Genomic DNA, 14,067 nt, shown 5'->3' on the forward strand with positions numbered 1-14,067 from the left:
CTCCTAGGAGCGTTCGCGGGCGAGCTTGGGGTTCAAGGCGTCATCCAGCCCTTCGCCGACCAGGTTGAGCGCCAGCACCGTGAGCAGGATAGCCACTCCGGGAAAGAAGCTGAGCCACCAGGCCTGGCGGATCACCGTACGCGCGGCGCCGATCATGTAGCCCCAGGACATCACGTTGGGATCGCCCAGCCCCAGGAACGAGAGCGCCGACTCCAGCAGGATGGCGGTGGCCACCATCAGCGAGGCCAGCACGATGATCGGCGACAGGGTATTGGGCAGGATCTGACGCAGGATGATGGTGCGGTTGGTCTGGCCCACGAGACGCGCGGCCTCCACGTATTCGCGGTGACGCAGCGACATGAACTCGGCCCGCACCAGGCGTGCCACCGGCGGCCAACTGACGATGGCGATGGCCAGCACGATCGATGTCACGCTGGGCTGCATGATCGCCACCAGCACGATGGCCAGGGCGAAGTTGGGGATGGTCTGGAAGAACTCGGTGAAGCGCATCAGGGCGTCGTCGATCAAGCCGCCGTAGTAGCCGGCAACGGCGCCCAGCGGCACGCCGATGAGCAGCGCCACCGAGGTCGAGACCAGGCCGATCAGCAGCGAGACCCAGGCGCCGTGCATCAGCCCGGCGGCCACGTCGCGGCCCATGGTGTCGGTGCCGAGCCAGAAGCCATCCACCTCCATGGGCGCGAGGAAGGGGCGCTGCACCATGCGCCAGGGCGACTCGGGATAGAGGAAGGGGGCCAGCATCGCCATCGCAATGATGGCCAGCAGGATGAACAGGCCGACCAGAGCGCCGCGGTTCTGGGCAAAGCGGGCGAAGAAGCTCATGAGGCCTCCTTGATGCGCGGGTCCGCCAGGCGATAGACCAGATCGGTGATGATGTTGAAGACGATGACCAGCGCGGCGGAGAAGAAGAAGATGCCCAGCAGCAGGTTGTAGTCGCGCTGCTGCAGCGCTTCGAACATCAGCCGGCCGATGCCGGGCCAGGCGAACACCGTCTCGGTGAGGATGGCACCGCCCACCATCTGTCCCGCCTGCAGGCCGGCCAGGGTGATGATCGGCAGCAGGGCGTTGCGCAGGATGTGGCGCCGCTGGATCACGCCCGGCGCGAGGCCCTTGGCGCGGGCGGTCTTGACGTAGTCCTGCTGGCTCGCCTCGAGCATCGAGGCGCGGGTCATGCGGGTGTAGATGGCCATGAAGAACAGCGCCAGGGTGGTGGCGGGCAGGATCAGGTGCTTGGCCACGTCGAGCACCAGGGCGAAGCCGGTGTGCCCCGCGCCCACCGTGTACATGCCGTAGGCCGGCAGCCAGCCGAGGAAGACCGAGAACAGCACCACTGCCATCAGCGCCACCCAGAACAGCGGCGTGGCATAGAACAGCAGGGCCAGGGCCATGATGATGGAGCCGGAGGGCTTCTTGACCCGGGCGGCGGCCATGGAGCCGGCGACGATGCCCAGCGCCAGCGACAGCACGAAGGCGGTACCGGTGAGCAGCAGGGTGGCCGGCAGGCGGGCGAGGATCAGGTCGAGCACCGGCATGCCCTGGCGATACGACCAGCCGAAATCGAGCATGGCGATTCCCGAGACGTAGCGCCACAGCTGGACGTAGATCGGCTGGTCGAGACCGAAGCGTTCGCGCAGCTGACGCAGGAACTCCTCGTCGGTGGCGCCGGCCTCGCCGGCCAGGATGGCGGCGGGGTCGCCCGGCGCCATCTGGATCAGGAAGAAATTGAAGATGACGATCAGGAACAGGACGACGACGGCCTTGAGCAGCCGCATCACGATCAGTCGGGCGTAGAGCATGCAGCAAGCCTCTGGGTGCTTGAAGGTATGCAAATGCCTGCGCGAGCGAATCGCTGCGATGCGCGGTACCGAAGCGTCGGACCGTCACAATCCTCACCTAGTACCGCATAGGCTCCGGTTGTTGCGCTCCGTGCGCCTTGCGCTTCATCTCGCTCGGCAATTTGCTCCTCTTAAACGGGGGCGGCCGTGCCGCCCCCTCAAGACGAGATTCGACTCAGCGGTCGAGCCAGGCGTCCCTGAAGCCGTCGTTGACCCCCACGCCGGAGGTCACCAGATCCTGGACGTCGCAGCGGTAGATGGTCGGGAAGCCGAGCTCCAGCAGCCAGCCCACCGGCACGTCCTCGTGAATGATCTCCTGGGCCTCGTGATAGAGAGCTTCACGCTCCTCGTCGGGGAATGCCGTGGCGGCCTCGTTGAACAGCTCGTCGACCCGCTCGTTCTCGTAGCCACCGACGTTGTTCCACGGGGAGCCGCGCTCGATGTTGTCGGAGAGGTAGGAGCGGGTGATGCCCAGGGCCGGGTCGCCGTACTGGAAGAGGAATGTGAAGGCGAGGTCGTAGTCCCACTCGGAGAGGCGCTGGTTCCAGCCGCCCACGTCGGTGGACTGGGTGCGCACGTTGATGCCCACCTCGCGCAGGTTCTGCTGCACGGCCTCGGCCCAGCGGGTCCAGGTCTCGCCGTAGGGCAGCGGCAGCAGGCGCACCTCCTCGTTGTCGTAGCCCATCTCCTCGAGCAGCTCGCGGGCGCGATCCGGGTTGTGGTCGTAGGGGTCGAGCCCGTCGTGGCGGAAGCGCGCGTTGGAGCCGAAGGAGGAGAGCGGCACCTCGCCGAGGCCGTTCCACAGCACGTCGCGGGCGAACTCGCGGTCCATGGCGTACATCACCGCCTGGCGGAAGCGCTTGTCCGCCGTCGGGCCTTCGCGGTTGTTCATCCACAGCATGGCGAAGGGGCTGAAGTACTCGTGGCCCTCCTCCGTCACGCAGGTGTTGTCCATGGCGGTCAGGCGCGGGATGTCGAAGTTCTCCACGGTGCCGTTGGGCAGCACGTCGACGGTGCCGTTCTCGTAGGCCACGGCGCGGGAGGCGCCATCCGGGATGACGTGCCAGTTGATGCCGTCCAGGTAGGGCAGGTCTTCCTCGTAGTAGTCGTCGAAGCGCACCAGCTCGATGACGGTGCCGCGGTCCCAGTTGTGGAACTTGAACGGGCCGGTACCGATGGGATGGCTGTTGTGCTCGTTGTCGCGGAAGTCGGTACCCTCGTAAAGGTGCTTGGGCACCATGGTGAAGGTGCCGGCCTCGAAGGAGAGCAGGAAGGGGCCGAAGGGCTCGGAGAGAGTGAAGACCACGGTGTGATCGTCCTCTGCCTCGATGCTTTCCACGTGCTGCAGCACGGCGCGGGCGCTGGGGTTCAGCTCGCGGTGGAATTCATCGGCGGAGAACACCACGTCGGCGGCGGTGAAGGGTTCGCCGTCATGCCACAGCACACCCTCGCGCAGGTGGAAGGTATAGACCAGGCCGTCGTCGCTCACTTCCCAGGATTCGGCCAGCTGCGGTATCGGCTCCAGGTCGGTGGTGTAGCGCAGCAGCCCCTCGTAGATGTTGCCGGCGACCTTGCGGGTAGGGTCGTTCTGGATCATGCCCAGCACCAGGCCGGGCGGCTCGGGCTGGATGATGGTGTTGATGGTGTCCCCGGAGCGGGGCTCATCGGCAACGGCAAAAGAAGAGGTAAAGGCCAGGGCGGCAATGGCTGCTGCCAAAGGCGTCATTTTCATCATCGGATTCCTTCTTGTTGTCTCGGCGTTTGTTGTCTTGGTTCATCGTGCCGTATTCATGCCTTAGTGACCTTAGCAGTGGCTCCCAGAACTGTCGACAGTCGTCAATCGACGGTCGACAAGAATCGCCAATTGGTCATACTGTAGCCATTACAGTAACAAGAGCCAGGTGCATGACCCCTTCGAGTGCTTTCGGTAGCGGTGCGATCATCCAGCAGCGCAATCTGGTGGAGCAGGTCGCCGACTACCTGACCCAGGCCATCATCAGTCAGCGTTATGCGCCCGGTGAGCGACTTTCGGAAGTTCAATTGGCGCGTGACCTGGGGGTGAGCCGAGCCCCCGTACGTGAAGCGGCGCGGCTGCTGGAGAGCCGCGGTTTGCTGGTCTCCCAGCCTCGCCGTGGGTTCTTCGTGCGAGCGCTGGACGCCAGCGAACTCATCGATGTCTTCGATCTGCGCCTGTGCCTCGAGCGGCATGCGATGGCGCGTCTGGTCGATAACTACGATGCGCAGAAGGAGCAGGCGCTGCGGCGTCAGGTCGAGCTGATGTGCGAGGTGGCGCTACATGACAGCGATAGCCGTAAGATCGAGGAGGACCTGGTCTTCCATCGCATGCTGATCGACTTCTCGGGCAATCGACGGCTGCTCAAGGTGTTCGACGACATCACCCACGAGCTGCGTCTCTGCATCGCCTTGATCGGCAAGACCCATGCCGAACCCGACACCATCGCCACCTGTCACTGGCAATTGCTCGATGCGCTGGCCAGCGGCGACCCGCAGCGCTGCCGCGAGGCCATCGACTACCACATCGGCGTGGCGCGGGATTACGTGGTGCAGGGCATCGGCGAGTCGTCCTGAGTCACTCGCGCAGAATGGTGAACGGCGACCACTGCTGGCACAGCGGCGTGACCTCGAGCCGGGTGATGTTCACGTGGGGCGGCAGTTCCGCGATGTGCAGCGCCTGGGCGGCCACGTCTGCCGGTAGCAGCGCTTGGGTGCCGGCGTAGTAGCGCTGGGCGGCGTCGCGGTCTCCCTTCATGCGCACCTCGGTGAACTCGCTCATGGTCATGCCGGGCGCCAGGTCGGTGACGCGCACGCCGGCGGCACTGACGTCGCAGCGCAGGTTGTAGCTGAACTGCTCGACGAAGGCCTTGGAGGCGCCATAGACGTGGCCGCCGGGGTAGGGGGTGTGAGCGGCGATGGAGCCGATGTTGATGACGGTCGCTCCCTCGCCGTGGGCCACCAGCCGCGGCAACAGCAGCCGGGTGACCGTGACCAGGCCCTTGATGTTGGTCTCGATCATGGCGTGCCAGTCGTCGAGGTCGGCCTCCTGGGACGGCCCCTTGCCCAGTGCCACACCGGCGTTGTTGAGCAGTACCCTGGGGCGGTCGAAGGGCGGTGGAAGCGAGTCGACGACATGCCGAACGGCATCGCGGTCGGTGACGTCCAGCGCGGCGGTATGGACCGGTACCTGGCCGAGACGCTGCTGCAGGGCGTCGAGGCGCTCCTGCCGGCGGCCGGTGAGGACGAGCCCCCAGCCGGCATTGGCGAAGGCCTCGGCGCAGGCCCGGCCGATGCCCGAGGTGGCACCGGTGATGAAAGCGATGGGCGTGGTTTCGTGCATGGTGAATGCTCCGATGGCGATACTTCCATTGAGATGTTGCCTGGCGCTGCATGATATTAGCCATTGGTAGCACTTTATCCGTGATGCAGCCAGAAAATGCCGCTGGGCGGGCGTTCCAGAGGCATCGCGATACGCGAAGCCTCCCTTCATCAAAGCCGATTTGAGCGCAGCGAAAGCATGTTTCAAGATCAGGACATCGTCACGCGATAACCAACATAACGATAACGATCAGGAGAGCACCCTCATGCGCAAGTCCTTGCTTGCCACGCTGGCCACGCTCGGCATGCTGAGCGCCCCGTTCGCACTCGCCAGCACCATCGAAATCCAGGTCAACAACACCATGAGCGAGGGCGGCTCCGAGAGCGCCGCCGTGGAGCGCTTCGCCGAATACCTCGAAGAGCAGGCGCCGGGTCGCTTCAACGTGCGGCCTTTCCTTGCCGGCTCGCTGGGCAGTGAGGACGGGGTCCTCGAGCTGCTCAACCTGGGGCAGACCCAGATCTCCATCACCGGTGGCAACTGGCGCCAGCAGTATGCGCCCGAGTACGACGCCATCACCGTGCCGTTCCTCTTCTCCACCTGGGACGAAGTCGACGCCTACATGGAGAGCCCCTCCGGCCAGCGCCTGGTGGAGATCGCCGAAGAGAAGGGCGGCCTCAAGTACTTCGGCACCCAGCACCGCGGCCCGCGTCACATGACCGCCAACAAGGCGATTCACACCCCCGAAGACCTGCAGGGGTTCCGTCTGCGCCTGCCGTCGCTGCCGGTGTGGCTGGAGGTGTGGGAAGGAATCGGCGCGCAGGTGGTCAACGTGCCGGCGCCGGAGATCTACCTGGCCCTGCAGACCCGCCAGGTGGACGGTCACGAGAATTCGCTCTCGTCACCCTATACCCGTCGTCTGTGGGAAGTGCAGGACCACATCATCCTCACCAGCCACGTGCAGTTCCCGTGGAACTGGGTGGCCAGCTCGCGCTGGTGGAACGGTCTCGATGAGGAGGACCAGGCGCTCATCACCGAGGCCATCCATGTCGCCCGCCAGCACGGCACCGAGGTGGAGCGGGAGCTGGACGAGTATTACCTCGAAGAGCTGGAAAAGGCCGGCATGACCATCATCGAACCGGATATCGAGGCCTTCCGCGAAGCGGCCATGCCGTCCATCGAGCGTGTCATGTCCGACATGGCCGATGGCGTGCTGGAGGATGCCATGGGGAACGGCAACGACTGATTGCCAAGCACGCCAAGTGACCGTCAGCGGCGGCCTGCGGGGCGCCGCTGATGCTTTCCGTCTGGAGGATTGCTGCTTTGACGTTTTCATCGACGCCGCCACGGGGAGCCCTGGATAGGGTTGCCTTTCACCTGCTCAGAGGCATCACGCTGATCTGCGATTTCGTCGGCGTGCTGCTGCTGGCCGGCGTACTGCTGCTGATCGTATCGGCCGTCATCGCCCGGGATCTCATCGGTCTGGGCATGCCCTGGACCGAGGAAGTGGCCTCGATACTGGCCATCTATGCGGTGGCCTTCGGCTCGCTGTCGGCCTGGGTGCGCTTCGAGCATCTGGTGGTGGATCTGTTCAGCCATCGCCTCGGCAATCTGGCGCGCGCGCTGCAGTATCGCCTGGTGGCGCTGCTCTCGTGCGGGTTCTTCGCGCTGGCAGCGTACGGGGCGCTGACGATGTCGGTAGCCAGTGCCAACAATCGCACCGTGTCGCTGGGAATCAGCTTCAGCTACCTCTATTACGGCATATTCATCGCCTTCGCCGGCATGGCCGTGCTGGCGCTGTGGCAGACGCTGCGAGGCCCGGTGGCCTGGCAGAACGAGTTGCAGGCCGAGCAGGAGGCCCACTGATGCAGGAGTTACTGGTTTTCGTCGGCGGTCTGCTGCTGCTCATGGCCGTCGGGCTGCCGGTGGTGGTGGCCATCGGCATCACGTCCTTCATCGCCCTGGCGGTGACCGGCACCGGTGGCCTGCCGGTGGAGCTGATGTCGCTGCGTATGGTGCAGACACTCAACAATTTCACCCTGCTGGCCATTCCGCTCTTCATCCTGGCCGCCAACATCATGAACACGGGTTCGACCACCACGCGAATCTTCGATTTCGCCACGGCGCTGGTGGGCTTCACCAAGGGCGGCCTGGGGCACGCCAACGTGGTGGCCAGCTCGATCTTCGCCACCATGTCAGGCACCGCGGTGGCCGACGCCGCCGGTCTCGGCAGCATCGAGATCAAGGCCATGAAGGAGCGCGGCTACGACCTCGGCTACTCGGCGGGCATCACTGCGGCTTCGAGCGTCATCGGACCGATCCTGCCGCCGAGCATTGCACTGGTGGTCTACGGCTGGCTGGCCAACGTCAGTATCGGTGCCCTGTTCATGGCGGGGCTGGTGCCCGGCATCCTCATGGCGATTCTGTTCATGGGCATGACCGTGGTGCTGGGGGCGGGCAAGCGTGTGGCCATGCCGCCGCCGGTGCCGTTCGACGCCAAGGAGGTAGTGCGCACCGGTCGGCGGGCCGTGCTGCCGTTGTTCATGCCGGCCATCATCGTGGGCGGGATCTGGACCGGGCTGTTCACTCCCACCGAGGCGGGAGCGGTGGCCTCGATCTATGCGCTTATCCTCGGCGGGCTGGTCTACCGCGATCTCACCTTGCGCGATCTGTTCCACGCCTTCCGCCGCACGCTGATGTTCAGCGCCGCGATCCTGCTGATCATCGCCGTGTCCAGCTTCTACGGCTGGATCCTGGTGCGCATCGGCATTCCGCAGGCGCTGGCCGGTCAGGTCGCCGCCATCGACATGCCGACGATCCTGCTGCTGCTGGCCTTCGCGCTGTTCTTCCTGCTGATCGGCTGCTTCATGTCGGTGATCGAGAGCATCCTGATCTTCACGCCGATCGTGGTCCCGGCGGCCCTGGCCGCAGGGCTCGATCCGATTCACTTCGGCATCGTCATGGTCATTACTCTGTCGGTGGGGGTCATCACGCCGCCATTCGGCACGGTGCTGTTCCTGATGGTGGGCATCACCCGGCTGCGCTATGCGCAGATCGTCATCTCGATCCTGCCGTTCTTGATCCCGATCCTGCTGACGATACTCATTCTGATCGCGATGCCTATCCTGACCACCTGGCTGCCCCGCGCGATGGGCTATTGAGTGGGGGCGGCAGTCCCGGACGGAACGCCCGGGGCTGCCGCCGGTCTGAAGCGATACCATCGCAGGGGATCCGCCATGCTCGACACCATTCAGCGATTCTTCCAGCAGACCCTGGCCGAGCCCGAGCGCTCGGACGACCCCGCACCGACCCTGGAGCGTGCCACCGCCGCGCTGCTGTGCGAGGTGATGCGCGCCGACTACCATACCGACGAGACCCAGCTGGCGGCATTGCGCGAGCTGCTCATTTCGCATTTCCAGCTTCCCGGTGCGGCGGTCGAGGAGCTGATGGAGATGGCCCGCGACGAAGTGGAGAACTCCGTGGACCACTACCAGTTCGTCAGCCTGATCAAGCAGCACTACGACTATGCCCAGCGTCGCGAGCTGGTGCGCATGATGTGGGTGCTGGCCAACGCCGATGCCAATCACAACGCGCTGGAGGAGCATCGGATCCGGCGTCTGGCCGAACTGCTTCACGTCAGCCACTCCGATTTCATCCGCACCAAGCTGCAGGTGCAAGGCAAAGCGCAATAGCGACGCACGATTTTCTTGATCCAGGCCGGCAAGTGGGTTTGATCCAGGCCGGCAAGGGAGGAATCGGCCCGCCGTGCGTCGAACCGTGCTGGTAGACTGGTGCGCTCGTTCCGGCAGGGGGCCGGTGGCGTCAGCGCATCGTGGAGGAGTGGCATGTCTCGTCAAACCGTCGTCCTGGGAGCCGGCATGGTCGGCGTTTCCATCGCCTGGCACCTGGCCCGTCGCGGGCGTTCGGTGCTGCTGGTGGATCGCCTTCCGCCCGGTCGCGAGACCTCCTATGGCAACGGCGGCCTGATCCAGCGCGAAGCGGTACGCCCCTACACCTTCCCCCGCGAGCTGGGCAAGCTGCTCGATTCGCTGCCCAACCGGCGGGTCGACATTCGCTATCAGTGGCGCGGGGTGCTGCAGTTCGCCGGGCCGCTGCTGGGCTACTGGCGCCATTCGGCTCCCCGCCGCTACGCTCGCATCGTTCCCGAGTATGCCTCGCTGATCGCGCTGTCGACCCAGGAGCATGCGCCGATGATCGAAGCCGCCGGGGCAGGAGAGCTGATCGGCAAGGAGGGTTGGCTCGAGGTGCATCGCAGCCAGGCGGAACTCGACCGTCGGGCCCTCGAGGCGGAGGATTCCGCCCGGCGTTTCGGCGTGACCTACGACGTGCTCGACGGCCGGGGCCTGGCGCACAAGGAGCCTGCTCTCGGCGATGGGCTGGCCGGGGCGGTTCACTGGACCAACTCCTGGAGCGTGGCCGACCCGGGCGGACTGGTGGCTGCCTACGCCCGCAGCTTCCAGCAGCTGGGGGGAGAGATCCTGCAGGCGGAAGTCGGCAGCGTGAGCCAGGCGGGCGCCGGCTGGCACGTCGACACCGATCGGGGCGGTCTCGAGGCCGGCGATCTGGTGGTGGCCCTGGGGCCCTGGGCGGGCGCCTGGCTGAGGGATCTTGGCTATCACCTGCCGACCTTCGTCAAGCGCGGCTACCACATGCACTACGGTGCGGCGGAGGAGCAGCGCATCAACCATTGGCTGGCCGATGCCGACATCGGCTACATCCTGGCGCCCATGCGGGCCGGCATTCGTCTGACCACCGGGGCGGAGCTGGCTCCGCTGGATGCGCCGCCCGCCCACGATCAGTTGGCGGCAGCCGAGCGTCGAGCGCGCGAGCTCTTTCCTGGCCTGGGGCAGCGCCTGGAGGAGCAGCCTTGGAAGGGTGCGCGCCCCTGCCTGCCGGACATGAAGCCGGTGATAGGGCCGGCGCCGCAGCATGCGGGGCTGTGGTTCGCCTTCGGCCACGGGCACCAGGGCTTCACCATGGGGCCGGCCACGGGGCGCGTGCTGAGCGAGATGATGGAAGGGGAGCCGACGGCGGTGGATATGGAGCCCTTTCGCGCCGACCGGTTTTGAGCTTGGTCTTGGGCCGAGCGCCTACGGCTTGGCCCGATTGCGGCGACGACGGAACAGATGGTGCACGAACTTGATCACCAGGGTCATGACATAGACCACCCAGCCGGCGGTGGCGAGCACGTTGAACAGCAGCATCTTCTGTTCGCCGCTCATGGGCGCGAGCATGTTCTCGATGAAGACGCCGAAGAACAGCGCCAGGGCCATGGGCAAGGCTAGGATGTGCATCCACATCTCGGTGCGGCGCTTGCGCACGTGGTAGCGGCTCAGGTGGATGCGAAACGGCCGATGCACGGAGCTGACCAGAATCATGGCGCCGAGGGCGAGCAGGGCGGCAAGCGTCGGTTCGACACTCCCGATCCGCGCCGAGATGCTGATCGACCAGAAGAACACGATCCACATCAGACCGGCCAGAATGGCGACGATATCGGCGTAGTGGCGAACCCGAGGCATTGGCAGCGACTCTCACGGCGAAAAACGGCGTCGATGATACGGCAAAACGGCGTTCGTTGCTGCCGCCGCGACAATCTTTCGATGCCCGCCACATGGCCGGAAGCCAGGCATTTCGCCCCGGCCTTCCGGTATACTCTGGCGTCGACACTCATGTTGAACGACAGGACGCCCCGTGACCGCTATTACCCTGACCCGACCCGATGACTGGCATCTCCACCTGCGCGACGGCGAGGCGCTTGCGGCCGTGGTGCCCGCCACTGCGCGCCAGATGGGACGGGCGATCATCATGCCCAATCTCAAGCCGCCGGTCACCACCACCGAGCAGGCGCAAGGCTATCGCGAGCGAATCCTGGCGGCCCGTCCCGCCGGTTCCACCTTCGAGCCGCTGATGACGCTCTACCTCACCGACAATACCCCGGCGGAGGAGATCGAGCGGGCCGTGGCAAGCGGGCTGGTGCATGCAGTGAAGCTCTATCCGGCGGGCGCCACCACCAACTCCGACTCGGGCGTCACCGATCTGGCGCACTGCGACGCCGCCATCGGCGCCATGGCGCGCCTGGGACTGCCGCTGCTGGTGCATGGCGAAGTCACCGATGCTGAAATCGACATCTTCGACCGTGAGGCGGTGTTCATCGAGCGGGTGATGAAGCCGCTGCTCGAGCGCCATCCCGATCTCAAGGTGGTGTTCGAACACATCACGACTGCCGATGCCGCCGAGTTCGTCGCCCAGGCAACGGCCAACGTGGGCGCGACCATCACCGCTCACCACCTGCTGTTCAACCGCAACCACATGCTCGTGGGCGGCATACGACCGCACTACTACTGCCTGCCGATCCTCAAGCGCGAGCGCCATCGCGAGGCGCTGCTGGCGGCGGCCACCTCGGGCAGCGGCAAGTTCTTCCTCGGCACCGACAGCGCGCCCCACGCTCAGGGCGACAAGGAGTCGGCCTGCGGCTGTGCCGGTGCCTATACCGCACCGGCGGCCATCGAGCTCTACGCCACGGCCTTCGAGCAGGCCGGTGCGCTGGACCGGCTGGAGGGCTTCGCCAGCCACTTCGGGCCGGCCTTCTACGGCCTGCCGCGCAACGCCGATACCATCACCCTGGTACGGGAGGAGTGGGCGCTGCCCGATTCGCTGCCCTATGCCAACGGCCAGCGCATCGTGCCCCTCAAGGCCGGCGAAACGCTGGCGTGGAAGATGCGCGACTGACCGCTCTAACGGAAACGCTACGGCCGCCTTCGGGGCGGCCGTCTTGCATTCGATGAGGGGTATCGAACGTTCGATGAGATTCCTGCGGCGAAGGTGTGACGGCTAGTCTATGGTGTGAATTGAGCACAAGGGGTGCTCTCTCATTGCTTCTTACGTTCCGTCTGAGTACCTGAGGCTTAGCCGCAGGGTGCCCGTGGGTAGATATGCGCCGAGAAACGATGCAGGATGACACCATCCACCCCCAAGCAGCTTCGCAAGGGAATTCGGAGTCTGCTCGAGTTTGCGTTACTGCTGACCTTCGCCAGGGAGAGGGTCCCTGTCGTCTATTTCGACAGACAGCTGAACGTCGGGGATGCGATCACTCCTTATCTGGTACGTCGGCTCACCGGCAAAGAGACCTATCGCGTTCGCTCCAACGCGGTCATGCATCTGCTGGGTGTGGGAAGCATCCTTCACCTGGCGGGAAGTCGAAGTCTGGTGTGGGGTAGCGGAGTCATCGACCCGCGGAGGCTGCCGGGTCGAGAGGCTCTCGAGCATGCCCGTTTCCTGGCGGTGAGGGGCCGTCTCACCCAGCAACTGCTGGCTGCCAATGGTGCGGATGTCACAGGGTCGATGCTGGGCGATCCCGCGCTCCTCATGCCGCTGTTCTACCAGCCTGCTCGTAGCCATCGACACTATCGTATCGGGCTGGTGCCTCACTATGTCGATCTGGATCACCCCGTGGTCCGCTATATGGCGAGTCTGCCCGATGTCAAGCTGATCGACGTGAGACAGCAGCCCGAGCCGTTCATCGATGCCCTTGCCGACTGCGATGCAGTCATCTCGTCGTCCTTGCATGGGCTGATCCTCGCCGATAGCTACCGCATTCCCAATCGCTGGGTGCGATTCTCCGATGGCCTGATCGGTGGCGAGTTCAAGTTTCGCGACTATTACAGTACGACGGACGCTCCAGATACCGGCGTCGTGTCGCTGAGGAGCCGGACCGAGGCCGACGATTGTATGGCGGTTTTGCCTGCACAGGGCGGGGTGGCGAAGTATCTGAGTGAACCTGAGCGGCTGATTGCCACTTTTCCCTTTGACGAATTCAAGTGACGATCATGGACATGCGTGAGCCGACCATCAGCATCATCGTCCCAGCCTACAACGTGGCGCCCTATATCGAGGCCGCGCTGGAGAGTCTGGCCAGCCAGACGTTCCCGCCCCACCAGGTCATCATCGTTGACGATGGCAGTAAGGATGACACCCGGGAGCGAGTGCGCGCCTTTCCTCACCCCTATCCTGTGGAGCTGATGGCCACTGTCAACCTGGGGCAGGGCGGGGCCCGCAACCTGGCGATCACCAGGGCCTCGGGCGATTACGTCTACTTCTTCGATGCCGACGACCTGCTGGAGCCCGATTTCATCGAGAGTATGCATGCCCTGGTCAAATCCACCGACTATCCGGACATCGTATTCTTTTCGGGGGTTGCCTTTCATGACGCAGGGGTGGAAGGACTCGATTTGCCCCGCAGCTACCGCCGCGGCTTCGACGGCGAGTATACGCGGGCAGCCGACCTCCTCGCGGCGTTCGAACGGCATGGCGGCGGCTCGTGCAGCCCCTGTCTCTACCTTAGCAGGCGCACGCTGTGGGGAGAGAGGTTGAAGTTCAAGGATGACTATCACGAGGATGAAGAGATCTTCTTGCCCCTGATCTTTTCAGCCAAGCGTTATGTGGTGACCGACCGCGTGCTGTTCCGGCGCCGGATCCGCCTCAACTCCACCATGACGATGCCCAAGTGCATGAAGCATGTGAGAGGCCTGCATCGGCTGCTCGAATCGCTGTTGGCCCTGTACCGCGACCCCGCGCATTACAGCTGCCGGCGCCACATTCGCAAGCGTGCCCTTCAGTACATCGGCCAGTACATGAGCGCTTGTCGCAAGGTGCGCGTGCCCTATGACCTCTCGCTGCTGCTGGCGTTGGTAGTGGGATTCAGGAACCGTAGCATGTGCGTGAAAATCGCCTTTCATGCGCTGAGCGACACGCTGCGTAGCGCGATCAAGCGGCTGATGGGCCGGGGCAGGGCATGTAACCCCTGAGGCCTCGGCGGGGGGGGCGTACGCATGGAGCGGCATGGCTTCGGCCATCGCGCTCCCG

14 protein-coding genes are annotated in these 14,067 nt (G+C 64.9%); 9 read left to right on the forward strand and 5 right to left on the reverse strand.

What is annotated here, in order from left to right; all coding sequences use genetic code 11:
• Positions 1 to 3: 3 nt before the first annotated feature.
• The 3 genes from C4S71_RS00965 to C4S71_RS00975 form a co-directional block, all read right to left on the reverse strand.
• Positions 4 to 840 (reverse strand): ABC transporter permease, encoded by an 837-nt coding sequence (locus C4S71_RS00965; RefSeq protein ID WP_086509708.1) that lies wholly within the window; start codon positions 838 to 840, stop codon positions 4 to 6.
• The gene (locus tag C4S71_RS00970) at positions 837 to 1,814 is read right to left on the reverse strand and encodes an ABC transporter permease (RefSeq protein WP_010628462.1); all 978 of its coding nucleotides are present in this window, start codon (positions 1,812 to 1,814) and stop codon (positions 837 to 839) included. Before C4S71_RS00970 ends, C4S71_RS00965 begins: the two co-directional genes overlap by 4 nt.
• 214 nt (positions 1,815 to 2,028) lie before the next feature.
• A complete protein-coding gene (locus C4S71_RS00975) occupies positions 2,029 to 3,585 on the reverse strand; it encodes an ABC transporter substrate-binding protein (RefSeq protein ID WP_103967905.1) in 1,557 nt (518 codons plus the stop codon).
• A 173-nt stretch (positions 3,586 to 3,758) separates the two neighbouring features.
• Here C4S71_RS00975 and C4S71_RS00980 point away from each other — a divergent pair, with 173 nt between their 5' ends.
• Positions 3,759 to 4,442, forward strand: coding sequence for a GntR family transcriptional regulator (locus C4S71_RS00980; protein ID WP_086509710.1), 684 nt, complete (start codon positions 3,759 to 3,761; stop codon positions 4,440 to 4,442).
• 1 nt (position 4,443) lies between these two features.
• Here C4S71_RS00980 and C4S71_RS00985 read toward each other — a convergent pair whose 3' ends face one another.
• The gene (locus C4S71_RS00985) at positions 4,444 to 5,208 is read right to left on the reverse strand and encodes an SDR family NAD(P)-dependent oxidoreductase (protein WP_103967906.1); all 765 of its coding nucleotides are present in this window, start codon (positions 5,206 to 5,208) and stop codon (positions 4,444 to 4,446) included.
• A gap of 244 nt (positions 5,209 to 5,452) precedes the next feature.
• Here C4S71_RS00985 and C4S71_RS00990 point away from each other — a divergent pair, with 244 nt between their 5' ends.
• From C4S71_RS00990 to C4S71_RS01010, 5 genes are all read left to right on the forward strand, one after another.
• Positions 5,453 to 6,430, forward strand: a complete 978-nt coding sequence (locus C4S71_RS00990; protein ID WP_086509712.1) for a TRAP transporter substrate-binding protein — start codon at positions 5,453 to 5,455, stop codon at positions 6,428 to 6,430.
• A 77-nt stretch (positions 6,431 to 6,507) separates the two neighbouring features.
• Positions 6,508 to 7,050, forward strand: a complete 543-nt coding sequence (locus C4S71_RS00995) for a TRAP transporter small permease (RefSeq protein ID WP_103967907.1) — start codon at positions 6,508 to 6,510, stop codon at positions 7,048 to 7,050.
• Positions 7,050 to 8,345: a TRAP transporter large permease gene (locus C4S71_RS01000; RefSeq protein WP_086509714.1), complete on the forward strand. Its 1,296-nt coding sequence runs from the start codon at positions 7,050 to 7,052 to the stop codon at positions 8,343 to 8,345. Before C4S71_RS00995 ends, C4S71_RS01000 begins: the two co-directional genes overlap by 1 nt.
• A gap of 75 nt (positions 8,346 to 8,420) precedes the next feature.
• The gene (locus C4S71_RS01005; protein ID WP_086509715.1) at positions 8,421 to 8,876 is read left to right on the forward strand and encodes a tellurite resistance TerB family protein; all 456 of its coding nucleotides are present in this window, start codon (positions 8,421 to 8,423) and stop codon (positions 8,874 to 8,876) included.
• A 153-nt stretch (positions 8,877 to 9,029) separates the two neighbouring features.
• Positions 9,030 to 10,274: an NAD(P)/FAD-dependent oxidoreductase gene (locus tag C4S71_RS01010; protein ID WP_103967908.1), complete on the forward strand. Its 1,245-nt coding sequence runs from the start codon at positions 9,030 to 9,032 to the stop codon at positions 10,272 to 10,274.
• A gap of 21 nt (positions 10,275 to 10,295) precedes the next feature.
• Here the strand turns inward: C4S71_RS01010 and C4S71_RS01015 are convergent, their stop codons facing one another.
• Positions 10,296 to 10,724, reverse strand: a complete 429-nt coding sequence (locus tag C4S71_RS01015; RefSeq protein WP_086509717.1) for a hypothetical protein — start codon at positions 10,722 to 10,724, stop codon at positions 10,296 to 10,298.
• Between the two features lie 172 nt (positions 10,725 to 10,896).
• Here C4S71_RS01015 and pyrC point away from each other — a divergent pair, with 172 nt between their 5' ends.
• From pyrC to C4S71_RS01030, 3 genes are all read left to right on the forward strand, one after another.
• On the forward strand, positions 10,897 to 11,934 hold the full coding sequence (gene pyrC, locus C4S71_RS01020; RefSeq protein WP_103967909.1) for a dihydroorotase: 1,038 nt from the start codon (positions 10,897 to 10,899) through the stop codon (positions 11,932 to 11,934).
• Positions 11,935 to 12,159: 225 nt separating this feature from the next.
• Positions 12,160 to 13,026 carry a polysaccharide pyruvyl transferase family protein gene (locus C4S71_RS01025; RefSeq protein ID WP_103967910.1) on the forward strand — a complete coding sequence of 289 codons (867 nt, stop codon included), beginning with the start codon at positions 12,160 to 12,162 and terminating at the stop codon, positions 13,024 to 13,026.
• A 5-nt stretch (positions 13,027 to 13,031) separates the two neighbouring features.
• Positions 13,032 to 14,009, forward strand: coding sequence for a glycosyltransferase family 2 protein (locus C4S71_RS01030; protein ID WP_235014122.1), 978 nt, complete (start codon positions 13,032 to 13,034; stop codon positions 14,007 to 14,009).
• Positions 14,010 to 14,067 lie beyond the last annotated feature (58 nt).

The organism is Billgrantia desiderata, from assembly GCF_900108215.1.
GTDB lineage: Bacteria > Pseudomonadota > Gammaproteobacteria > Pseudomonadales > Halomonadaceae > Halomonas > Halomonas desiderata.